Genomic DNA, 22,310 nt, shown 5'->3' with positions numbered 1-22,310 from the left:
CATTCGCTTCCCCCGCCATCGGGTTCTCCCGCCCGGCCTGAGGGAAGCCGCGGACCGGGTCGTGGTGCCGTCCGCATAGACCGCGGCGCCCAGCAAGAACCCTCAACCGCACCGACTCACGCTGCTCGTGAAGCGCGGGCTACCGGCCAGTCTTTGCCTGACCAGCAACTAGATACTCACAAGACTCGATACTGTACAGTCTCTACTTGTTGAACGCTTGAGCCCAGATATCGAAAAAATAGAACTAATCGAAGGAGAGGCGTGCTGTGGCACACAACGACAAGGCGAAGGTGCTGATCACCGGGGCGACGGGAATGCAGGGCGGCGCCGCCGTCCAGGCACTTCTGCGCGCGCGACACCCCGTGACCGCGTTCGTGCGCAACCCCTCCTCCGAGCCTGCCCAGGCGCTCGCCCGGCAGGGCGTCGCCCTCGCGAGCGGAAACATGGACGACCTCGCATCCCTGGAGGCTGCCGGCGCCGGACACGACGCGGTCTTCTCCGTGCAGATGCCGGGCCTCGACCCGGCCGACCTTGGCGCCGAGTCGCGCAAGGCCCGCAACATCGCCACCGCAGCCAAGCGGTCCGGCATCACGCAGATCCTCCACACGTCCGTGTCAGGGACCGGATGGCGCAGCCAGCACCCGGGCTACGAGCAGTCCGACCTGTTGAAGGCGTACTGGGACGAGAAGGAAGCCGCTGAGGACGCGATCCGGCAGTCGGGACTGGAGGACTGGACGATTTTCAAGCCCGCCTTCTACATGGACAACTTCCTCTCGCCCAAGCGGGAGTACCTGTCCCCCGACCTGCCTCAGGGCAAGATCTTCACCGCGACGAACCCGCAGACCAGGCTGGCACTCATCAACTCGGACGACCTCGGAGCAGCGGTCGCCGCCGCCGTGGCCGAGCCCGGAAAGTTCCACGAGGCCGAGATCGAGTTCGCGGGCGACGCGCTGACGTATCCCGAGATCGCGGATGCCCTCTCCAAGGCCGCCGGCCGCGAGATCACCGCCGTCTCCGTGTCCTGGGAGGAGCAGGCGCAGCGCCTTGGCGCGCCCTCGGCGGACACCGAGATCTGGTACGACCACGTCGGCTACCCGGCACGCCCCCACGACGCCGCCCGCTACGGCCTGACCACGACTACCTTCGAGCAGTGGGCAGCACAGCAGGACTGGACCATGCCGGCCGCCTGAACTGAGACACCCCTTCGACTTCACCGGCGGGAGGTGGTGTTCCCGGCGGCGACCCGCCGCGCTGCCGGGAACACCATCTCCCGGGCGAAGATGACCGTGTCCGTACGGGCGGCGGCTATGTCAGCGCAGGGCGGTTGGGGCGAGACGGACCGTGTGCGGCCTGGCCCGAATCCGGACAGGGGCGGGCCCGGAGGTCGTCTTCACGGGGGCGAGCGAGTGGGGCACGGTGCGGGGCGGCCGCGGGGGCCGGGTCAGACGGCGGACCATGAGGGTGATGACGGTCCAGGTGAGGTGGGCCTCGCTGTGGGAGATGAGCCGCTCGTAGTCCCGCACGTTCCTTCTGGCCCGCATGATCCAGGAGATAGCGCGCTCGACGCGCCACCGCTTCGCCAGGACGGCGAAGCCGTCCTGGTCCTTGCGGCGGGGCACCGTTTTGAGTGTGAGGTCGAGGAAGGAGTGGGCCCAGGCGATGAGGGGTCCGCCATAGGCGCAGTCGGCCCAGACGACGGTGACCTCGGGATGCGTGAGCCGCAGCCGGAAGAGCAGGTCGCGGGCGGGAACACTGTCGTGCAGTGAGGCGACGCCGACCATCACGGCCAGCGGCATGCCGCGCATGTCCACGACCAGATGCCGCTTGCGCCCGTTGATCAGCTTCCCGCCGTCGAACCCGCGGGTGTCCGCGCCCACCGTCTCCGCTCCCTTGACCGATTGCGAGTCCAGGATCACCGCCACGGTGCGGGGGTTGAGGCCGTCATGGACACGGAGCCGCTCGTGGAGCTCAGCATGGATGCGGGCCAGGTCTCCGCTCGCCCGCCACCTGCGGAAGTACCCGTAGAGAGTGCGCCAGGGGATCTTGAAGTTGGTGGAGCGCACCAACCGTTTCAGGCTCAGACCCGCGGGCCGTGCTTCTTCCAGGGCCCTGCGAACGGCCTCGGCGTGCACATGGGCGGGCTGTCCGGCCGCCCGCCGCGGCATGACTACTGGCCCCGCAGCAGTTCGGCCAGAGCCTCGTCCAGATCGACCCTGCCGGTCGCCACGGCCGATTCGATCCAGTCGGCGGTGGCGCGGATCTTCTCCAACTGCCTTCCCACCAGTTCTACTTGCGACTCGGTGAACTCGCGGCCTCGTAAGCGCGGGACCAGGCGGCTGGCGCCGGCGACGAAGCCCTGACACACCCCGACCAAATCGGTGAATTCCATCGCCCGGTGGAAGCCCCGCACGATCCGGGCCGGATCAGCGCTGCCCCCGTCCTCTGCGGCGTCCCCCTCACGGGGCTCGTCCCACCAGTCCTCCCCGCCTTCCTCGACAAGGTCGGCCCGGTCGAACTGGGCCTGGTTCACCCGCTCCCTGGCCTGCCGGTCTCGCATAGCCCGAAAGGCCACCTCGGGACGCTGAAGCAGCTCACAGGCCGCCAAGGCCGCCACGGTCTCGTCGGCGGCCAGGTCACGGATGCTCTCCACCTTCTCCTGCGCCGTCACCGGCGTGGCCGTCGACCAGCCCGCGACCCGCTTGGCCGCATCCCCGCTCCACTGGCGCCGCCCCGTGCGCTCGTTCAGCGGCGGGTCCTTGATCTGCTCGAACGCATCCGGCGCGGAGGCCAGGATCCGGTGCACCTCGAACGACACGCCCTCCTGACGCTGTTCGGCAGGCCACCGGGCAGCCACCCAGCGATACGTGCGGACCGTATGGAAAGACAGCCCGATCTCCTCCGCGAAGATCCTGAGCGAGGCTTCCACACTCAGCGTGTCCTCGCCCTCGACGGGCTGGTGACCGCCGTGGCCGCGCAACGGCTCGATCTCCAGAGCCATGTCGCCCACCTCGAACTGGCACCGAGTCATTGTGTGCACCAGCTTCACCGACTCCGTCACCAGCTCCTCGAACCGGTCGCGCAACACGCTGCCGATCGTCTGGGACACGGCACTCACCCCCAGCGGGCCAAAACGCCGGCACCTTGCCGAACGGGAGAGGCTCCGGCCCGTACACCGCAGGCTCCGCCGCGCCTTTCATGGTCACCACAGAGGACCGAAAGCGCCCCCATCCACACGCGAAACGTCCCACCTGCGCCCGAACCCAACCCCACCCCGACCTCAAAATGAACGAACCTGCCCAGCCATCACAGCAGGTCACCGATCAAGGGATGTGACACAGCTTCTGAGAAGGCTGTGGCACCGGTGCGTCGCTGCCGGGATCGTCCCAGTGGGGATGCACGGCGGTCGTCAGAAATGCTCAGGCTCTCCTGATGACAGATCGCCAGTCTCGGATGCAGGAAAGGCGCTGAGCAGCCGAAACGACAAGTTGGAAAGGCTCACTGGCTACCCCTGTGGCAGATGAGATGCTGCGCCTACTGGACTGCCATGACGGTCCGTTCTACGGGCCCATCTCCTTCTTCGCTGTCGGCTCCCGTGACCCGCGGCCTCGGAGCTTGGACGAAGAACAGCAGGAGATGCTCCGGGCAGCCCACGAGGTAGCCCTGAACCGAGTTGGCCCGCACTGACCCAACGACATCACGACGCCCATCAATCGTGATACCTACCATTTAGAGTTCCAGGGCCCAAACTCCACATAAAGTGGCGTGCCCAATAGAAGCTTCATACCGCATTCTTCATTACAGACGGATAGGGCACGCGCCATACCACTCAGTCGAGCCCTGGTGAAATGCACCGCTTCCACCTTTGTCTCCGATGCGCGTTGTAGCTGCTGCAGGTAAATTGCAGCGGTATGGGAAACTCGGCAGCTCCTCAGACTCGGAGTGGGATGCTCGCGTTCGGGGTCCAGTTGGGTGAGGAAGTGCATGAGACCAGTGAGAGCCGAGTAGCGGACTTCTCCCTGCTCTCCCGCCCGGTCGGTCAGGTTACTTCCTGTACCGCACAGAATTAGGCCGCCGTCGCTGGAATCGGTAGCTGAGGGGGCGAAGAAGAACGCGCATCCCCAGTTGTTGGAAGCGCCCGAAATTCCAGGTACGACAGATCCATACTCCAGTTCCTGATCAAAATAGAACCACTCGCCTCCGAGCAAGGACGGGTCACCGGAAGCTTTTGCTTTTCTCCGTATTGCTTTGGCAGCTACTGCCAGCATTTGGCCAGCCTGAGTCTCTGTGTCCAACTCAAGATCGGGACCAAGGTGGAACCCTGTCCCGAGCGCTGTGATCTCTACCTCCCGTCGAAGGAAGGGGAACCTCCTGGGCGGGATGTGGAGACCTTTCAACTTGTCACGCGACAGGTACAAGAGATCCCTCATCCGTCCATCAACTCATATCCAACAGCGCGGGCGTTAGACCCTGGGAACGGGTTCGCTCTGCCTGCCGAGGTGGGCGAGCTGGTCGTGCAGGGCAAAGCCTCGGGCCACCGCTTCGGCCATCGAACGGATGAGGTAGCGGGCCGCTGTGTGCAGTGGATTTCAGGCGGCGAAGCCGACGTTGGTGACGTACTCGTACTGGCCCCACTGCGAGCCGAGGTCGACGACCTGGTCCACCCACGCATCGTCGAGCTCCTGGTTATCGTCGGCCGCCCACGCGGCAACGATGCGGTCCCAGCGGCGGACATTCATGGTCCGGAACTCCACCGCGCGCAGGCGGGGCCGGTCGACCTGCGACTGGTTGAGCGGGTGGATTTCCACGCGGGTGCCGCGGCCTTCGCGGTTGAGGCGGGCGGTCAGGTAGCGGGCGACGTTCTCGCGGCGCACGGTGCGGTAGGCGCGCTCGATCGCGGCAAGGTTGCGGCGGGAGGGTGTGCGGGTGCCGGCTTGCCAGGCGCGCAGGGTGCGGTCGGTGACGGTCAGTCCGGCCGCGCGGGCAGCATGGCGGGCGTGGTCGGTGCGTGTGAGGTAGTGCAGGCGGGCGAGCAGGCCTCGCCGTGCGGTGATCGGGGTGGCGATGTAGCCGGCGAGCGCGTCCAGCTGGCGGGCGACCGCTTCGTGGCCTTTGAGGCCGCGGGCGCCGTACTTGCCGAACTCGATGTTCCGCTCAGGCATGGTCTCTTCCGAATCCCTCGGGTTGGTGGATCACGGTACGGGGCTGCGGGCGCCGTTCTCCCGCCCCGGCGGGGAACTTGGCGCCGGGGCGGGAGAACAGCGCTAGGAGGCGCTCTCAGGTGGCTCGTTGGCGGTGCTGGGGTCGATGCCGACGGTGTAGGTGTCCTTGACCTTGACTTCGGTGACGCCCCGGCCTTCGGGGAACACCACCCGCCAGTCGCCGGCCACATGCAGTTCGTCGGTACCCATCGCCCGGACCACCAGCAGGCCCTCGTCATAGGCGCGGTGGGCCTTCCACCACAGGTTGGCGAAGGCCTGGGAACGGATGAGGTGCATCCAGTCGGTGCGGTAGAGCTCCCGGTTGTAGTTCGACTCCCCCAACGTGGACACGAACTTCGAGTACATCGCCTTCACGTACTCCAGCGTCACCTCGTCGCCGTCGGCGATCGCCCGGTCCCGGGCATCCTTCAAGGCAATGCGGAACTTCTCCAGCAGCCCCTCGGTCGCCCCCGACGTCCACGACTCGTGAATCTCCGGGGGGTCGCACAGCCCGTACTTCGGGCCCGACACGCGCAGCAGCAGGCGCAGCGTCGGCTCGGTCACCCACAGCGGGCCCGGTTCGTCGCGGTTGCCGATCGGGTTCGGCAGCACCGCCTCGTGCTCCCATGCAGGTGGGGTGATCAGGTGCAGGCCCGCGCGGCGCCGGTCGTGGTGATTCCCGGTGGAGTGTTCGAGTTGCCCGAGCGGCAGATGCGTCTTGAGGGCGGAGAGGTAGGCGCCGTTGACGTCCAGCGCCGTGATCTCGTGCACGCCCGTCGGGAGCTCCGGCCGGCTCCACTTCGGGCGGGCCTCCCACACCTGGTCGGCGCCGCGGGCACTCTGCTTGCGCAGGATGTCCGGCAGCCACGGGTGGGCGACGACGTCGTAGCGGCCGCCCTTGCGGGTGTCGTCCAGGAGCGCCATCGCATCCGGGATCGCCCGCTTCACCAACGCCGCCGTCGCCGCGTCGACATCACCGGCGTGTTCAGTGAGCGCGGCCGCCACCGCAGCGCCGATCCGGTCGGGGGCATCGGCGGTCTGCAGACGGCGGCCGACGGGGACGACCTTCACGCCGGACGCCGCGGGGCGCGGCTTCCTGGCGGGCGCCGGCTGCCGCGGTGCCGCGCGGGGCGCGGGCTTCTCTGCCTGCGCAGGGACGGGAGCGGGCGCGGCCGGGGCGCACTCGGCAGGGTCCAAGTGCTGGGGGAAGCCTTCGACCTGATGGCGGGCCGGCTGCCCGCACAGCACACACGGCTGCGCGACTGCCAGGACGACAAGGAAGTACGCGTACTTCTCCCGCACCTCCCCGCTCGGGTCCCGCCCGGCCTCCCAGCCCCCGACGGTGGACGGGCCCACTCCGAGGGCCTGCGCGAGCTGCGCGCGGGACAGGTTCAACCCCTCACGCAGGGCGCGCCGTTCCGCGGCGGGCGGCAGCGGGGTCTCCTGCCCGGCCGCGGCGAGGAGGGCGTCGATCGCGTCGAAGTCCGCCATCAGGCCGTCCCGTCCACGGCCGCAGGGCGGGCGCCGGAAGTCGGGGGGCCGGGGATCCGGCGGCGTTCCGCGGGGAGGGCTTCGACGGCGCGGGTGGGGCCGTCCAGGAGGTCGTACGCGGTGATGCCGTAGTGCGCGGCGACCGCCTCGCAGTCGGCCAGGCTCCAGGCGGCGGTGCCGGCCTGACGGCGGCTCACCTGCGCCTGGCTCACTCCCACCGCGGCGGCAAGCGCGGTCTGCGACTCACCGGCCGTTGTCATCACCCACATCGGTGAACCCGCGCCAGACCGCCGTGCGAGCTCCGAACCACTGGGCTGCCCTCGATGCGTTGGGGGGGCACACTGGCAATTGCTTCGTCGGCGATTGCATTGCAATTGAGTTGACGGTTGTTCCCGCGGCTGCTGTTCGTCCTGGACGGCACCGGATCGGCCAGCATCGAGCACCGTGTCCGCGCCCTGAACGCGGCAGCCAAGGACACAGCCGCATCCGGCTTCCCCTACCAGGTCCCCATCCTGTCGGCCCCGTTGACCGATCTGCTGCGCGAGGGGCCGTCAGCGCCCGTCTGGCGGCCCGTCCAGACACCCACCCAGAAAGTGAGTTGGATGCACCCTCAGGCGTGATTCCGCTGACCACCCCTCAGGACCTGGATCAAACTGTCAGCCTGCGTTGTCAGTGAGGGGTGACACGCTGCGGTTATGACTGAACCTGTGAAGGGCCCGGCCAGCTACTTTCCGTCGATCGAGAAGAAGTACGGCCGGCCCATAGCCGAATGGAAGAACCTGATCCGTACATCACCCCTGTCCAAGCACATGGAGCTGGTCAGGTGGCTCAAGACCGAACACGGCCTGGGACACGGCCACGCCAATGCGCTTGTCGCCCACACCCTCGCGGAGACCGACAGAGCGTAGAAACCCGTTGGTCGGCCCCGACAGAAGCCCGACCACGATCTGCGGTGTCCCAGCACTGCGTTTCCTGGGTTCAGGATTCAGTCGAGCGCGTCGAGTGCAGCAGTGTCCGCGTGACCTTCCCCCAGGCTGCGCCGGGCTCTCGGTGGCGCCGGGGGGAAGGCGCCCCATCACCCCGCGGGCCCGAAAAGCTCATCGAGGTCTGTGATGCAAACGCCGGGCAGCGCGTCAAGGAGGTCGGCCTGGGTGGCACGGATACCCGGGGCAGGAGCCTCGGGGCCGGCGCCGAGTGTGCGGCGGGTGGTCACGGAGATCATCGTAGGGGCGCGCCAGGTTCGGTATCCGTTGATTGCCTCGGTCGCGGGCAGCAACCGTCACGCAGCAAGTGAGCTCGCGCCATGACCGGCGGGCAGGCCCCGGCAGGGTGCCGGGTAGGTTCGAGTGTGGGTCCGTGCCTGTCGGAGCAGGCACGGACCCACCGTCGCCTTTTGTAGAGCGGTCAACAGCGTGTCCAGCCGACGACAGCGTCGTTGACGAAGTAGCGCGCACCCGCTTCCTCACAGCGGGTGCGTAGTCTCCGAGGGTCCAACTCCCGTCATGGCGTTGGGCCCTCACTCCATAGGCGTCTCCCCCGACGTGACGTCGGACCCAGATCCGACGGAGGTCGGTTCGGCAACTGGGACAGTGCTGGCCGTCGGGCGGGGTGAAGGCGTCGCTGTCGCCGAACAGTTCGGTGATGGGCAGCCCGCACCGTTCCACACGGGGGCGGGGCCGGTCATTGGGGAATGCAGTACCCAAGGCCGTATGCCAGCTGTGGGGCCGGCCCTGTCGCCGTGGGGCGGGCGGCTGCTGACCGCGGTCGAATGCGAGGACTGCGGTCACGTCATCCGGCGCGGCACGCTTGAGAGCACGGCAGGCCAGCTGGTACATCCAGAACCGGTGCGGCTCGGGGCGTTCCTCGACAGCACCCGCCGCCGGACCGCCACGCTCAGCCCCGAACGCCGTGCGCAACTCCATGAGTTGGGGATGCGCTGGTAGATGATCCCGTGCGGCTGAATGCCCCGTACCCGTCAGGTGGCGGGTACGGGGCGCCCCCGCGCAATGCCGGCTGAGGCAGCAGCCGACAAGGTTGCGCAGTGTCCTCCCCCGGCTCCTGACCCTCCGGAGGGGAGAGAGAGGGTCAGGAGCCGGGGTCCGGGGCCCTGAACCGGCCCCCTCCTTCCTGCAAGGGGGCCGTCCCTGTCCGTGTCTTCCGGTACCGAGTGCGGGCCGGATGCGGCCGTAGGCGCCATCTACGCCTGCCGCAGGGCCACCTGATACGTCGACGGGCAGAAGCGGCCCGGAGCGTTCTGCCGGGCAGCCGCCTGTACAGGGCAGAAGGGGTGTGGATCTTGTAGGGCGAGGGTGCGGTGACGGCCGGTGTCACAGCTGCCGGTCTCCTGCGCACGCAGGCCAGAGGCGGTTCCGGAAACGGTTGCGCCCGGCCTGGTCCATCCGTGCCGCGGGCTCCCACACCGATTGCGGTGTGGGAGCCCGCAGCCCTGGTGACGACGTGATCACGATGGCGGGACGGAGCATTGCCGGGGGGCGGTGCCGGTCGTTGAGATCGGTATGAGGACAGGAGACCAGCAGAACGTGGCGCCGGTGGCCTTCGCCTCGCTGACGGATGCGTACTGGCTGGCCCACGACAATGCCGACTTCGGCGGCTGCCGTGAGTTCCCGGGCGCTGATGACAGCGGCAGCCGGGACGGCCGTCCGGCCGCACCGGACAGCAAACCGCCCGGGCGAATGGAACAGGCCCGGACGATCCTCGTGGCCGTGGCAGCCCTCACCGTGATCGCCGCACTGGTGATGGCCGCGAGTTGACCCGCCCGAACGAAACGGGCGGCAGCCACGCGCACAACGGTCGCGGGTGAAGACATAGACGTGCAAGCGGGCCATGGCCTGGGCTGGGCCGTGTCTCTCTGATCAGATCAGGCCCGGGGCGCCCGGCATCGCAGGCTGATCCGAAGGACACCGTCCCAGGCGGACCGAACGCGCGGGCAAGGGCGCCGAGCCAGCCGTTGACAGCCGATTTTCGTAGGCAAACCGTTGTCGGCGCGTCGTTGCCCGGTGGGCCCGTCACCCGCATCCTGACGGTTGAGCACGATCACGATGAAGAGAATGAGGGTTTCCCGCACATGCAGCAGATCCCCGACCTCGGAAAGAACTCGCTCGGCAAGCCGGATCCGTGGGCCAGGGTCCGGGGGCTCGCCTGGTGGCAGTTGGTCCTCTCGATCGTGCCGATCCTCCTGCTGTCGGTCGGCGGGGCGATGGGCGGGGCCATCGGGACGGCGGGCCTCTTCGCGAACCTCTCCCTCGCCCGTAAGCCGTTCGGGACGCCGGTCAAGCTCCTGGCGATGCTGGGCGTGGTACTCGCCTCTTATCTGGGGTACCTCCTCGTCGGTCTCGCCTACAACCTGCTCAAGGGCTGACCCCCTCCGGCCGGGATTCCTGATCTCGGCGGCCTGGGCGATGGGCCCGGGGCGTCCGGCCCTGATCCGCCGGACCGCCCGTGTCCGACTTGTGGCACAGCCCCAGGGCGTGGCCCAGTTCGTGTGCCGCGGTCTGCCGACGTTTCCGCCAGCGGCGAGGCCGTCACGGCGGCCGCCCACCCGGCTTCGACCGCGAGGCTTACAAGCAACGGAACACCGTCGAACGCTGCATCAACGGCCTCAAGCAGTGGCAGGGCCTGGCCACACGAACCGACGAACTCGCCATCGCCCAACAGGCCGCGCTCCACCGCTCCGGCATCCTCATCTGGACCCGACACTGACCAACGAGACAGAAACCTAGGGCCTGACAGAACCTAGTACTGCAACGGTGCTTGCTCTGAGTGCTGGGCAGTTTTCAGGGCCTGTGTCCACGTCGTTTGTAGTGGCTGGTGCGGGCTTGGTGTTGGCGTCGTCGGCGCCATGCCGACCAGTGCAGGATGTGGTCGACCGGGGTGGGGCGGCGGTGGGTGAGGCGGGTGATCAGGCGTCGGATTTCGGCGAGGCTGAGGTGGATGAGCTGGGAGGATCCGTTTCTGCTTTGTCCGCGTCCAGCTGGCGGGCTCGCAGGACGGTCAGGCAGGCGTGGGCGGCCATGGCCAGGGTCATGTGGCGGTGCCAGCCGGGATAGCGGCGGACCTGGTAGTCGTCCAGGCCGCATTCCTGCTTGGCGCTCTGGAAGCATTCCTCCACCGCCCAGCGGCTGCCCGCGATGCGGATCAGTTCATCCAGCGTGGTGCCGGCCGGGCAGTAGGCGATGTAGTAGGAGATTTCCCCGGGCCGGCTGACGCTGCGGCGGGCGAGAACCCAGTGCCGGCGGTCTTCGCGGTGCCAGGGCCGCACCTCGACGCGGGCCCAGTCATAGATCCGCCGGCCATGAGCTCCCTCACCGCACGACCGGCGCTTCCACTTCTGCCGCGGCAGACCGGGAAACAGGTCATGGACGGGGTGGTCGAGTGCCCAGCGGGTGACGACGGTGTCGTGGCGGGTGGTGGCCAAGACGTGGAAGACATCCGCCTGCTCCAGCTCGAACCGCCAGCCCTTACTGAAGCCATAGGCGGCGTCCGCCGTCACCCACCGGAACGGGACCTTGTCGGCGATGGCCTTGCGGACCATCGCTTTGGCCATGGCCACCTTCGTGGCGAAGGCGACACTGTCGTCGATGCCCGCCCGGCGGCAGCGTTCCCGGTCATCCGTCCAGGACGTGGGCAGATACAGCCGGCGGTCGATCAGCGTGCGCCCGCGGCCACTCGCATAGGCGACGAAGACCCGATCTGGGAGTTTTCCGTCCGTCCCGCGGTGCCGGAGTACTGCCTTTGCACCCCGGCCGAGCGGATGCCCTTCTTCAGGAACCCGGTGTCGTCGACGATCAGGACGGCATCTGGGTCTGCGAGGTGTTCGACGACGTAGTCGCGTACGTCGTCCAGAACCTCGTCAGCGTCCCACTCGATGCGGTTCAGCAGCCGGTGAAGGCGATCTGGACCGCCATGGCCGGCCTCCTCCGCCAGCGTCCAGCCGTTCTTTCGCTCCAGCGGAGCTATCAGCCCTCGCATGTAAGCAAGCGCCGACTGACGCGGCTCCTCGCGGCTGAACCTGTGCACGAACCGCTCATGTACGGCCTCGAGTTCACCCGCCCACACCCTGACATCAGCAAGGTCCCCACCCATGACCACACCAACGACCGAACTGGCCAACAGTCACGCCAAGCACCGTTGCAGTACTAGGGCCTGGCCGACGGAGAGGCAGAGGCAAGCGCTGAAGACGCAGCTGTGGCTGTCGGCCGGCGTGAGCCGCAGGCTGCGTGCGATCGCCGCCCGCACCGGCCTCGCTCCCGGGCAGGTCCTTGCCCAGCTCGCCGACCGAATCCGCATCGACGACGACGCGCCCTGGCCGTCGACGCCTTCACCCCGCACTGACAGGTCGTGCGCATCAGGACGGTGCCCCGCACCCGCGGTCCCAGTGAGGGTGCGGGGCACCGCCGCCAGCAGGTCGCCTGACGGCGCGCGGCCCGGCCGCGCTCACACGACCGGGCTCCCACGTGGCTTTTGGCCGAGCGTCCCGCCAAACCCGCCCGCTGTCGTCACCCACAACGGTGAACCTGGCCGGGTCGTCATCAAAATGCGTCCTTTGCCATCAAAAAGTTCAGGCAGCACAGCCAATGGTGGCGACGTACTCGTACGGGCCCCACTGCGAGCCGAGGCCGACGACCTGGTCCACCCATGCCTCGTCCATTTCCTGGTCGTCACCCGCCGCCCACGCCCCGACGATGCGGTCCCAGTTGCGGACGTTCATGGTGCGGAACTCCACTGCACGCTGGCGCGGCCGGTCGACCCGGGACTGGTTGACCGGATGGACTTCCACACGGGTGCCGCGGCCGTCGCGGTTGAGGCGGGCGAGCAGGTAGCGGGCGACGTTCTCGCGCCGCACGGTGCGGTATGCCTGCTCGATCGCGGTGAGGTTCTTGCGGAAGGGCGTGCGGGTGCCCGGCCTGCCAGGCGCGCACGGTGCGGTCGGTGACGGTCAGGCCGGCTGCTCGGGCGTGGGCGCTGCGGGTGAGGTAGTGCAGGCGCGCCTGGAGGCCTCGCCGGGCGGTGAGGGGGGTGGTGATGCAGCCGACGCGCGCGAAAGGCCGGCGGGCGACGGCTTCGTGGCCCTTGATGCCGTGGGCGCCGTACTTGCCGAACTCGATGTTCCGTTCAGGCATGGAGTCGGGTCCTTCGGGTCGCGTGGATCTGCTTTTCCTGTGCCGGGCGCGGCTGTTGCCAGCAGGCGGGCGTTTGACCGGTCCGGGTTGCTGGTCAGCTCATGGCTGTGAAGAGGTGGAAGGCATGAACACAGGTGTGGGAAGCCTTGACGACTGGCTCAGTGAGATCACCGCGCAGGCCCGCAAGGCGAGGCGGAGTCTCGGGTGTCTCCGTCAGCGTGCCGCTGAACAGCCCTCTCACTCCGCAAGATGCGCCCGAATACCTGGTCGCGGCTGCGATCGAGCATGCCGGAGCCCAGAACTGGCAGCTGGACAGCGTCAGCACGTACGGCTCCACGTACCAAGATCGTGGGATCGGCTCCGTTTCCGATGCCTGGGCGCTCCTGTGGTTGCGGTCAACAGTGCTGGATCGCGGCTGGAACAACAGCACCGCCGACAAAGGAGGCTTCATCCAGGAGGCAACGGGTTGGAAGCCGTCCCCGAAATCGTTCGGGCAGCCGGCCTGTACACACCGGACCTGTAAATGACCAGCGGGTGTCGCCCAGCTGTTGCGTCTTCCGCAACCGGACCAGGGACAGCGCAAGGCCGTCGTACGTCACTGCGGTGACGTACGACGGTTACTGAAGACGTACTCCGGTAAGCGAGCCCTGCTTCGGCTGAGGCAGCACCGTCGGCGCGTACGGGTGCTCACTGGGAGAGGTGATCGGCCAGGGCGAGTCGGTCTCCTTCGGTCATGTGATCCCGGAGGATTTGGTTGATCGTCTGGAGGTTCCCCAGGGGAGACCAGACGTACGGGGCCGGGGGACAGCTGAGTCATCTCCCCTGCCACCCGACGGGTTGGGTAGCCGGGGCGGTCGGGAGCAGGCGGGTGTGTGCAGGTTGGGTCAGCGGTGGATAAACAGTGTTACCCCCGTCGATCCGGCAAGGGTGGCCAGGAAGGTGGCAAAGCGGATGGGAAACCGCTGGAGGGTCAGGTAGAGGGACCCAACGCGTATCTCGATGAGGGGAGCGGGGGCCAGGGGGCGAGGAAGGTGCTTCATGGTGTGCTCCTGTCTGCCGTCTGGACGAGTTGTTCGCAAGCTTCCGCCGCAGGGTCTCTGTCGGGAACGGAAAGACCCGGTGAGGCGGGTCTTTCCGAAGGTGTCATGCAGGGGGCTTTTCGACTTACGTCGCGAAGTTGGACAATTAACCTTCCATGGCCTGCCGCATGACGGGGCAAGGTCGCTCAGCTCCTCAGGGGGACGACGTGTGGAAAGCGGCCGAGAACTGGTTTTCCACCAGCGGGCCAGCAGCGGTCCGATCCGTGACTACGCCGCCGCGCTACAAGAGGCGTGGGCTCCCGCCAGGCAGCGCGGGGCGACCCAAAAAAAACTGGCGCGCTTCAGTCACGTCGCCGAGTCGACGGTGAGCAAGTACCTGTCGGGCGAGCGCATCGCTCCGGCCGAGTTCGTTGACGCACTGCTGGCGTTCAGGGCCATCGTCACGGACGGCGCAGTGGCCGAGCGCGTCGGAGAAACCGCACCGGTACACGCCTTACGGGCCAAGGCAGAAGATGTCGGCTCCGCCAAGACACAGCTGAGGCAGGCCAAGGAGCAGATACAAGAGCTTGAGAAGCAGTTGGAAGCCGCCAAGGCTGCTATCAACGCCGATGCTGCCTATCGTGTGAAAGAGCTTCAGGAACAACTGTCACACAGCAAGAAGGAGATCGACGACCTGTCCAAACAGCTGCACAGGGTGCAGGAGGAACTGCAGGCAGAGCGCGACCGCGGCCGCAAGGCCGCGCTGGCAAACTCCGTGGCGAGTACCGCTCTGGTGGTGAAAGGACTCGATGGCGTCACCCGTGCCGCCCGGCCCACGGAAGAGATCGACGACGAACAGAAGATGGTCAGTGAGCTGTTGGTGCTGGTAACCCAACTACAGCAACAGGCCAGCCGGCTGAGCTCCGACGGGCCCGGGAGCCTAGTCACCCAGGAGCGGGACGCGGTTACGCCCTGGCTACGGGAACGCGACGGACTTCTCTTCCGCCACCTTCTGCCCGTGCGGATCTGCACCGTGTCGGCAACCCTGAGTGCCTGCGTCATCTTGAACGTCGACGTCGCCTCCTTCGTCGTCACCTGGCGCAGCGACGCCGGCCTGACCATCGCCCAGCTCATCGCCTACATCATCCTGGTCTTCCCTCTCACCCTGATCCTGTCAGGGCTGTTGTTCGGCTTCGGAGTGTTCCTTGCTCACGGACACAGTGACGACTTCGGCAAGACCGCCGACAGTCTCGCTCTATGGACTGGTGGGGCGGCCCTGCTGCTGGGGATCAGCGGGCCGTTCTTCCTGCCGCCACTGACATGGGTGGGGCATGCATGGGCCGTCTACATCGGGATCCTCTGACCCGGATCCGCGTCCGTCACAGGGAGCTGCCCCCTACGTGGGCGGCTGCTATGAACTCGTCTGATGTTCTTCTCCCACACCGGGGAGCCGAGGACTTCGCCGACCCGGACAACGCCGCCGTGGGTGCCGGGCGGGTCGGTGCGGATCTCGATGTCAGGGAAGGACCGTCGAACCCGGAGGCCTTGATCCCCTGGGTGACGAGCCGCCATTCCTCGCTTTGAGGGGCACCGCGGCGGCCGCGATGGCGCGGCCGGCCTGGCTCAGGCCGTAGAAGGCCTGAACAGGGCGCGTGACGGCACCCACGACGGCGGCGCGGAACATCTGCTCGGTCCGCTCGGACCAGACCGCCGCCCGGCCGGGCGTGAGGAGCATCGATTTCGGCTACATGCGCGACCTGCTGCGAAGACGTCCGGCGGAACGGCGCGAGGTACGTCTCGGCACCTCGCGGGCCGAGGCCGTGATGGTCCCGCTGTTCACCACGGCAACCGCCGACGCACCGCCCGCCACGCACCCCGAGGCCGACTGCGACCCACTGCGCAACCTCGGAAAACGCCGGCAGCACCCGCCCGCCGCCCTGATGAAGGCCAAGCAGCAAAAGAAGGAGACCGCTCCGGCCTGACCTAGATGTGCCACTGGCAGCGCCGCGACCGGCTCGCCCTCGCCCACGTGAAAGCCGGCGGCACCCTCCCCGCCGGAGCGGAGCGGGCGAGCTGGCCGTCCAGGGCGAGAACCTCGGAACGTGGATCACCGCACAGCGGGCCGGGTGGGAGCGGCTGCTGCCCGCACAGCCGTACCCGCTGGAAACCCTCGGCATCGAACCACCTGCGGACAGGTGGTGCTCAGTAGGCACCGACATAGACGGGGGCCGGCTCCCTGCCTTCGCCGTCGACGCTCACCACGTAGAAGAGCCCGCCGGCCCCCGGGACCCGCACCTCCCCGTCGCGGGGGGAGGAGGCGGCAAGGAAGGACCATGCGTACGGGTCGGGGTCCCGGGCGTAGACACGGTAGCTCTGGCCCATGTCACCGGAGTGCCCGTCCCACGAGACGAGGACCCCGTTCCCGTCGCGCCGAGCCATCAACCCGCTGGGCTTCGGCGCGGTGCCCGGCACGGGCCGCGTGGCGTCGACCGCTCCGGAGACGCCGGAACGCTGCCCCGATGTGTCGACCGCCTCGACGGTGTAGGTGACGGCCACATCCTGCGGAGCCCGCGGGTCGGTGTAGGCGGCACCGCCCACATCGTCCGGCCCGTCTTCACCGCCGCGCCCACCGCCGTCTGGATGACGACCGCCCGCACGGGCCTGGACGCGCAGCCGCGCACGCGCGGCCGACGGCCTGCCCGACCGCGACGTCCAGAACGGATGCCACCACAGGCGGGACGACAGCACCACCAGGCGCCGCCGGAGCTCCGCGGTCCCGGCCGTGGGGCGGGTGGCGGCGAGGGCGGCGTAGGTACGGTCCCATGCCGCTTGACGCTGGATGAGGTCGTGGAGGAAGGGGGTGCGTTCCATACCCACATGTTATCGAACTCGTATTCGAACATGTGAGTAGCGGGGCCTGCTCGGTCCCCTCGGAGCAGGAGCTGTGACTGAGCGCTTCAGTTGGCCCCTGAGCGTTGTACTTGGCCCGGCTGAGCGTGATGGTTGGCCGGACCGTTTTCTCGTCACTCCACAGCGCGGCCGATGACTTTGCGGCCCCCGGCCGGTCCAAGCTCGTGACACCCGAGGAAAGGACACCGCCATGTCGGAGCTTCTCGTCGACTTCATCACCTCCCTCGACGGCTATGCATCGGGAGAGGGGTGGCCCGGGTTCTGGGGCCTTGAGGGCCCGGAGTACCTCGCATGGCTCGGCGGGCAGCCCGAGGCCGCCTATCTGATGGGAGCGAACACCTACCGCCTGATGTCGGGCTTCGCCGCAGGCGAGGTCCCCCATGGCCAAGACGAGTTCAGGCCTGAAGAGGAGGCGTCCGTCGACGAGCTCACGCAGGCTTCCAAGGTGGTGTTCTCCTCCTCTCTCAAGGAGCCACTGGCGTGGGCCAACTCCACGCTCGTCCGCGACGACGCTGTCGAGGCGGTCCGCGTCATGAAGTCGAGTGGCTCAGGGCTCCTCACCACGATCGGCAGCCTCAGCCTGTGCCGGTCCCTGCTACGAGCCGGACTCGTCGACCGTTTTCGGGTCGTGATGTTCCCGGTGATCACCGGGGCCACCGGCGAAGAACGCATCTACGACGGTTATCCGGACGTTGCCCTCGAGATGATCGAGCACCGCACCTTCGACGGCCGCATCCAGCTGGTCGAGTACAAGCCCCGCGTGCTCGATCACCCGCCGCTCGGCGTCCCTGCTTGACGTTGCCCCGCCCGCCGGTCCGAACGGCCGCCAGGCCGACGCCGGCGGACAGCCAACGTCAGGGCGCCCGGCCCACCTGGCCCCGAGCCCTCGCAGATCAGCCCAGGCACGCCCTCCCAGGCCGCGGTCTGCACAAAGAACCACCTTCCGGACACGGATGCGCCGCTGGACGCTTCCCTGGGCAGAGCCTCGCGAGCTGAGCCCTCTCCATGGCCGACGGGACCAACTGAAGCGCTCAGTCATACCAGTCCGTCGGCGGGGAACAGCCGCCCCGTGCGCGCACCAAGGCCCACTAGGGTCCGTCTTCAAACGGATCTTGCCCAGAGCAGGAATGACGCGAGTGTGACCGCTGCTTCGCAGGAGGTGGCGGTCTTGTCGTATCGGGTGGCGAGTCCGCGGAAGCCTTGGAGCCGGTTGAAGCAGCGTTCGACGACGTTGCGTTGACGGTAGACCTGCCGGTCGAACGATGGTGGCCGCCCGCCGCGACTGCCGCGACTGTGCCGGTGTCGCTGCTGGTCGGTCTTCTCCGGGATGGTGCATGCGAGGCCGCGTTTGCGCAGGTAGGCGCGGAACCCGCGGGAGCTGTAGGCCTTGTCTGCGATGACCTGGTCAGGCCTGCAGCGGGGGCGGCCCGGTCCGGTGCGCGGGACATGGATGCGCTCCAGAAGAGGTCGCGCGCAGATGCTGTCGTGGCGTTGCCCTGGGGTCACCAGGACGGCGAGCGGGCGCCCCTTGCCGTCGCAGGCGAGGTGGATTTTGGTGGTCGGTCCGCCTCGGGACCGGCCGAAGGCGTGATCGTCCGGTTCGTCCGGCCTGTTGATCGATCGGCAACCGGGTCTCGGCATCCACCAGCAGCGTCCCGTAGACGTCCGCGTACAGCGCGAAGTCGTCCCCGCCCAGAACCCGCGGGATCGCGGCCGGCGGCAGCGGCAGGCGCATCAAGTGGAACAGCACGCTGGTCCGCGACAGCGGCACTCTCAGGATGTGTAGGAGCCGGGCCCCGCCGCAGCCGGTGAGTAGCACCCCGGCCATCTCCACCCGCTGCTGCAGCAGCGGGCTGCGGCGCTGGTAGCGCACAGTCAGCCCCTCGACCTGCTCTGCAAACGTCCGTCTGCCGCACTCCGGGCTGTCACAGAACAACCGCCGCACCGACAGCCCGGTCATCTCCGGGCGTCCTCCGACAGCGACATCGGCCAGCGCGCGGCCATAGCGACTGTGCACCCGCGCAGAACCGCAACCGCAGTCCGGACAACACCGCCGTCAACTCGCGGATGCAGGCAGCGATGCGGACCACGCCTCCCACCACCCACACTCGTTCCACCCGCACCGCATCAAGGTGCGGAGACAGCATCCGTACGAGGTCACCACACTCGCTGACAGTACCGCTTCCTGTGACGGAGCGTCACCGGCGCACGGTGGCACACCCCGGGGTTACCGAAATCTTGCCAGGTCCACTTCAGCAAGTACGCCGACACCGCCTGCCGGAGTCACTGGACGAGCTGCGCGGGCCGACCCATGGTGGCGTGAAGCTGCCGCTGCACATGGCCCGGTCCGGGATCAGGGCCCCTTGCATGATCGACGTCTGTGCGGATTCATCCGGGCCGGACGGTGACGATCTGCCGCACCAGTGCGCAGAGCTCACCAGCCGGGTCGGTCAGCTCCACGTCGACGACCGTCGATCTTCCGAGGCGAGCAATACGGGCTTCAGCCGTTGCGGCGCCGTGGACGGGCCGAAGGAAGTTGGTCGAGGACTGCATAGTGGCGGGAGCAGCGGTGGGATCACCGCTCGCGAGGACGGCCACAACGGCGGCGCTGATGTCGGCAAGCGCCATCAGCGCGCCGCCGTGCACACCGCCGCCGATCGTGGCGAGGTCGCCGCTCTCGGATAGGCGGGCGACGACGCGGTCGGGTTCGATCGTTGAGAAGGTGACGCCCAGGTACCGGGCGAAGGGCACGAGGTGGTGGATGGTATCGGTGGTGATGGGCGGCGTGATGCTCATGCTCATGTCTCCAGTGCTGAGCCGTGGTCGTTGAGGTGTTGCCGAAGGGTCGGTAAGAGGTCCGCGGTGCGTCGCTGGAGGTAGCCGGCGAAGTCAAGTTGGTCGCGGAGGGATCACCCCTGGTGGACGAGGTCGCCCCTACGCCGTGTCGATGCGTTGGATGCAGCTGGCGAACTAAAAGACTCGGTTGGCCTGCGCTGGTCTGATAAATGTGACGCCGTCGTCGGCGACGACGGCGTCCCCGATGGCAACGGGAACAGGGTCCAGGGTGGAGGTCCGTACCGGCGGGACTACGGGCGGTACCAGCGCGGCCCGGAAAAGGCCGATCCGAGACTCAATAGCGGGAGGCCGGTGTGCCGCAATTGCGCGGTGTCCCGGTGGGCGCCCCACAGCACGATTCCGGCGAGCGCGGCTTCCGCAAGCCACAGATCGGCGATGCGCCTCTCCTCGCGCCTGCCTCCGTTGTCGACGACGAGGACGTCGCCCCTGCCCGACTCAGCGATCACTTCGAGGACCGAGTCCACGCTGCCGAGGTGAGTCACGGACCGCGCGGATCCAGAAAATAGTGCGCCCGGCAGGAGCGGCCGAAGCGACGGCGGCGCCCACCTCACGGGGCGATCCACACGGACGGACACATCCGCGATCGCGGCCGTCGGCACCTCCCGGCTACTCTAGGTCGGCCCGGAGTCGACGACGGCGCTCATGACGGCGACGGTGGTGGGCCCGCTGGCCGACGGGGACCCGGCCCGGTACGCGACGCTGACGGCCGCGCTCGCGATCGTGGTGGGCCTGCTGTGTGTGGTGGCGTGGGCGGCACGGCTCGGATTCGTCGCGGACCTGCTGTCCCGGCCGGTTCTCATCGGCTATCTGGCAGGCGTGGCGCTCATCATGACGGTCGATCAGTTGCCCAAGCTCACCGGTGTGCGCACCACGGGCTCGGCGTTCTTTCCTCAGGTGTGGTCCTTCGTCCGGAACCTGCCGGACAGCCATCGAACCACACTGCTTCTCGCCACCGCCGTGCTCGTGTTCCTCTTCGTCACCGCCCGGTATCTTCGCTCAGTGCCCGGCCCCCTGCTGGCCGTTGTGCTCGCCACCACGGCGGTCGTGGTCCTAGGACTCGACGACCGGCACGGCATCGAGGTGATCGGCGACGTGCCAGCAGGTCTGCCCGCTCTCGCTGTGCCGGACCCGACCGAACTGGTGCATCTGGTGCTGCCCGCGCTGGGTGTCCTCCTCGTCGGCTACACCGACGTCGTCCTCACCGCGCGGGCCTTCACCACCCACGACGCGAACACCCTGGACGCCGACCAGGAGTTCCTCGCCCTCGGCGCGGCCAACCTCGGCGCGGGCGTGGTGCACGGGTTCCCGGTGAGCAGCAGCGCGAGCCGTACCGCGCTCGCCGCCTCGGCGGGCGGCCGCAGCCAGATGTACTCACTGATCGCGGGCGCAGGCGTCCTCGCGGTACTGCTGTTCCTCAGCTCCCTGCTCTCCCACACCCCGACGGCGGTGCTGGGCGCGCTCGTCGTCTACGCCGCGATCCGCATGATCGACCTGGCGGGCTTCCGGCGCCTGGCCTCCTTCCGCCGCCGCGAACTGCTGCTGTCACTGGGCTGCCTGGCCGGAGTGCTGACCCTGGACATCCTGTACGGCGTCCTGGTGGCCGTCGGCCTGTCGGTGGCGGAACTGCTCACGAGGGTGGCCCGACCTCACGACGCGGTCGAAGGCGTGGTGCCCGGAGTGGCCGGCATGCACGACGTCGACGATTACCCGCAGGCACGTACCGTCCCCGGCCTGCTGGTCTACCGCTACGACTCCCCGCTCTTCTTCGCCAACGCGGAGGACTTCCGCCGCCGGGCGTTGGCCGCGGTCGACGAACAGAACGGCCCTGTGCGCTGGTTCGTCCTGAACACCGAGGCCAACGTCGAGGTCGACATCACCGCCCTGGACGCCGTGGAAGCACTGCGCCGGGAACTCACCGACCGGGGCATTGTCTTCGCCCTCGCCCGGGTCAAGCAGGACCTGCGGGACGACCTGGAGCCCTATGGCCTGGTGGACAGCATCGGCACCGACCTGATCTTCCCGGTGCTACCGACGGCGGTGGCCACATACAGGGCGTGGCACCACAATCAGTAGCTCTCGGGCTTCGTAATATCTTCTCCCTTTGACATCACGTGGCCCACGCCCACCGTCACAGGCCACGGAACCCGCACTGCATGGCTTCTTCACGCACCTGGCCGGGGTCACGCGGAGCTGTGGACCCGCGGGCGCTACAGGCCGAGCTGCGACTGCACAACGTCCAACGCACTGGCGGCCGGACCAGCACCATGTCCTGGCTCGCCTGATGCCGACGCCTGCACCGCCGCTACGAACGCAAAGCCGACCACTTCCTGGCCTTCACCAATATCGCCTGCACCCTCATCTGCTACCGCAGACTCACCACATAGGGACGGATACGGCCGGGCTGGATTCGACCTCCTGCGACGCCAAGTCCTCCTCGTGGACTGAGCACCCTCACTCGCCGTTACCGGACCACAAGAAGTGGATCAGAACCGTGGGAATTCCCCAGCGGCGGCCATTTGGCGGGGAGCTATCTGGCCGCCGGTGGTCACTCTGCATTCCCGGATGGTTCGTCGTTCTTGATCGGTTCCGGCGGCAGCCGGGGCCTGACCCCGGTGGCACCTGGATGGGGTTGTTGCACATGCCGTAGCGGCATGTGGTGGGGTCGGGGCACCACAGCACGAAAGGCTCTGTCTGCG

At 68.0% G+C, this 22,310-nt stretch carries 19 protein-coding genes and 6 pseudogenes; 13 read left to right on the top strand and 12 right to left on the bottom strand.

The features are described 5' to 3' along the window. Positions 1-266 precede the first annotated feature (266 nt). Positions 267-1,190, top strand: a complete 924-nt coding sequence (locus OHS59_RS44355) for an NmrA family NAD(P)-binding protein (RefSeq protein WP_328491301.1) — start codon at positions 267-269, stop codon at positions 1,188-1,190. Positions 1,191-1,310: 120 nt separating this feature from the next. On the opposite strand, the gene OHS59_RS44350 is transcribed toward OHS59_RS44355, so the two are convergent. The 6 genes from OHS59_RS44350 to OHS59_RS44325 form a co-directional block, all read right to left on the bottom strand. After that, positions 1,311-2,165: an IS5 family transposase gene (locus OHS59_RS44350; protein WP_328491302.1), complete on the bottom strand. Its 855-nt coding sequence runs from the start codon at positions 2,163-2,165 to the stop codon at positions 1,311-1,313. A gap of 2 nt (positions 2,166-2,167) precedes the next feature. Continuing rightward, positions 2,168-3,106, bottom strand: a complete 939-nt coding sequence (locus tag OHS59_RS44345; protein WP_328491303.1) for a DUF6192 family protein — start codon at positions 3,104-3,106, stop codon at positions 2,168-2,170. Between the two features lie 613 nt (positions 3,107-3,719). Beyond that, on the bottom strand, positions 3,720-4,427 hold the full coding sequence (locus tag OHS59_RS44340) for an SAVMC3_10250 family protein (protein WP_328491304.1): 708 nt from the start codon (positions 4,425-4,427) through the stop codon (positions 3,720-3,722). A 159-nt stretch (positions 4,428-4,586) separates the two neighbouring features. Continuing rightward, positions 4,587-5,159: a transcriptional regulator gene (locus OHS59_RS44335; protein WP_328491305.1), complete on the bottom strand. Its 573-nt coding sequence runs from the start codon at positions 5,157-5,159 to the stop codon at positions 4,587-4,589. Positions 5,160-5,261: 102 nt separating this feature from the next. After that, positions 5,262-6,689 (bottom strand): helix-turn-helix domain-containing protein, encoded by a 1,428-nt coding sequence (locus OHS59_RS44330; RefSeq protein WP_328491306.1) that lies wholly within the window; start codon positions 6,687-6,689, stop codon positions 5,262-5,264. Continuing rightward, positions 6,689-6,949: a helix-turn-helix domain-containing protein gene (locus OHS59_RS44325; protein WP_328491307.1), complete on the bottom strand. Its 261-nt coding sequence runs from the start codon at positions 6,947-6,949 to the stop codon at positions 6,689-6,691. The genes OHS59_RS44330 and OHS59_RS44325 overlap by 1 nt, the downstream gene beginning before the upstream one ends. Before the next feature lie 126 nt (positions 6,950-7,075). Between OHS59_RS44325 and OHS59_RS44320 the strand changes: the two genes are divergently transcribed. The 6 genes and pseudogenes from OHS59_RS44320 to OHS59_RS44295 form a co-directional block, all read left to right on the top strand. Beyond that, the gene (locus OHS59_RS44320; protein ID WP_328491308.1) at positions 7,076-7,309 is read left to right on the top strand and encodes a hypothetical protein; all 234 of its coding nucleotides are present in this window, start codon (positions 7,076-7,078) and stop codon (positions 7,307-7,309) included. A gap of 75 nt (positions 7,310-7,384) precedes the next feature. Beyond that, positions 7,385-7,597 (top strand): DUF4287 domain-containing protein, encoded by a 213-nt coding sequence (locus OHS59_RS44315; RefSeq protein ID WP_328491309.1) that lies wholly within the window; start codon positions 7,385-7,387, stop codon positions 7,595-7,597. A gap of 801 nt (positions 7,598-8,398) precedes the next feature. Next, a complete protein-coding gene (locus OHS59_RS44310; RefSeq protein WP_328491310.1) occupies positions 8,399-8,632 on the top strand; it encodes a helicase associated domain-containing protein in 234 nt (77 codons plus the stop codon). A 573-nt stretch (positions 8,633-9,205) separates the two neighbouring features. Continuing rightward, a complete protein-coding gene (locus OHS59_RS44305) occupies positions 9,206-9,460 on the top strand; it encodes a hypothetical protein (RefSeq protein WP_328491311.1) in 255 nt (84 codons plus the stop codon). Between the two features lie 314 nt (positions 9,461-9,774). Next, entirely contained in the window at positions 9,775-10,068 is a 294-nt protein-coding gene (locus OHS59_RS44300) for a hypothetical protein (RefSeq protein ID WP_328491312.1), read from the top strand. Between the two features lie 146 nt (positions 10,069-10,214). Further along, positions 10,215-10,409: pseudogene (locus OHS59_RS44295) on the top strand (IS5/IS1182 family transposase); the annotation flags it as partial. A 199-nt stretch (positions 10,410-10,608) separates the two neighbouring features. On the opposite strand, the pseudogene OHS59_RS44290 reads toward OHS59_RS44295, so the two are convergent. Together OHS59_RS44290 and OHS59_RS44285 are read right to left on the bottom strand one after the other, a co-directional pair. Next, positions 10,609-11,792, bottom strand: a pseudogene (locus OHS59_RS44290) (IS701 family transposase). Positions 11,793-12,267: 475 nt separating this feature from the next. After that, positions 12,268-12,829 (bottom strand): annotated as a pseudogene (locus OHS59_RS44285) (transcriptional regulator). A gap of 218 nt (positions 12,830-13,047) precedes the next feature. Here OHS59_RS44285 and OHS59_RS44280 point away from each other — a divergent pair. The 3 genes from OHS59_RS44280 to OHS59_RS44270 all read left to right on the top strand — a co-directional run bounded on the left by OHS59_RS44280 (position 13,048) and on the right by OHS59_RS44270 (position 15,830). Continuing rightward, a complete protein-coding gene (locus tag OHS59_RS44280; RefSeq protein WP_328491313.1) occupies positions 13,048-13,356 on the top strand; it encodes a hypothetical protein in 309 nt (102 codons plus the stop codon). A gap of 721 nt (positions 13,357-14,077) precedes the next feature. Beyond that, positions 14,078-15,211 (top strand): hypothetical protein, encoded by a 1,134-nt coding sequence (locus OHS59_RS44275; protein WP_328491314.1) that lies wholly within the window; start codon positions 14,078-14,080, stop codon positions 15,209-15,211. Between the two features lie 289 nt (positions 15,212-15,500). Then, positions 15,501-15,830 carry a hypothetical protein gene (locus tag OHS59_RS44270; RefSeq protein ID WP_328491315.1) on the top strand — a complete coding sequence of 110 codons (330 nt, stop codon included), beginning with the start codon at positions 15,501-15,503 and terminating at the stop codon, positions 15,828-15,830. A 220-nt stretch (positions 15,831-16,050) separates the two neighbouring features. Here OHS59_RS44270 and OHS59_RS44265 read toward each other — a convergent pair whose 3' ends face one another. Next, positions 16,051-16,719, bottom strand: coding sequence for a hypothetical protein (locus OHS59_RS44265; protein WP_328491316.1), 669 nt, complete (start codon positions 16,717-16,719; stop codon positions 16,051-16,053). 229 nt (positions 16,720-16,948) lie between these two features. Between OHS59_RS44265 and OHS59_RS44260 the strand changes: the two genes are divergently transcribed. Continuing rightward, positions 16,949-17,554, top strand: a complete 606-nt coding sequence (locus OHS59_RS44260; RefSeq protein WP_328491317.1) for a dihydrofolate reductase family protein — start codon at positions 16,949-16,951, stop codon at positions 17,552-17,554. Between the two features lie 305 nt (positions 17,555-17,859). On the opposite strand, the pseudogene OHS59_RS44255 reads toward OHS59_RS44260, so the two are convergent. The 3 genes and pseudogenes from OHS59_RS44255 to OHS59_RS44245 all read right to left on the bottom strand — a co-directional run. Then, positions 17,860-18,345 (bottom strand): annotated as a pseudogene (locus tag OHS59_RS44255) (IS5 family transposase); the annotation flags it as partial. Between the two features lie 801 nt (positions 18,346-19,146). Next, positions 19,147-19,554 (bottom strand): PaaI family thioesterase, encoded by a 408-nt coding sequence (locus tag OHS59_RS44250; protein WP_328491318.1) that lies wholly within the window; start codon positions 19,552-19,554, stop codon positions 19,147-19,149. Positions 19,555-19,844: 290 nt separating this feature from the next. Next, positions 19,845-20,165 (bottom strand): hypothetical protein, encoded by a 321-nt coding sequence (locus OHS59_RS44245; protein WP_328499584.1) that lies wholly within the window; start codon positions 20,163-20,165, stop codon positions 19,845-19,847. A gap of 34 nt (positions 20,166-20,199) precedes the next feature. Here OHS59_RS44245 and OHS59_RS44240 point away from each other — a divergent pair. Next, a pseudogene (locus OHS59_RS44240) lies at positions 20,200-21,687 on the top strand (SulP family inorganic anion transporter); the annotation flags it as partial. 188 nt (positions 21,688-21,875) lie between these two features. Continuing rightward, a pseudogene (locus OHS59_RS44235) lies at positions 21,876-21,998 on the top strand (IS5/IS1182 family transposase); the annotation flags it as partial. Between the last annotated feature and the right edge of the window lie 312 nt (positions 21,999-22,310).

The sequence above is a fragment of the Streptomyces sp. NBC_00414 genome, from assembly GCF_036038375.1.
In the GTDB taxonomy this organism is placed as follows: domain Bacteria; phylum Actinomycetota; class Actinomycetes; order Streptomycetales; family Streptomycetaceae; genus Streptomyces.
The sequence above is the reverse complement of the archived record's forward strand: the minus strand, read 5'-3'. Positions and strand labels throughout refer to the sequence as shown.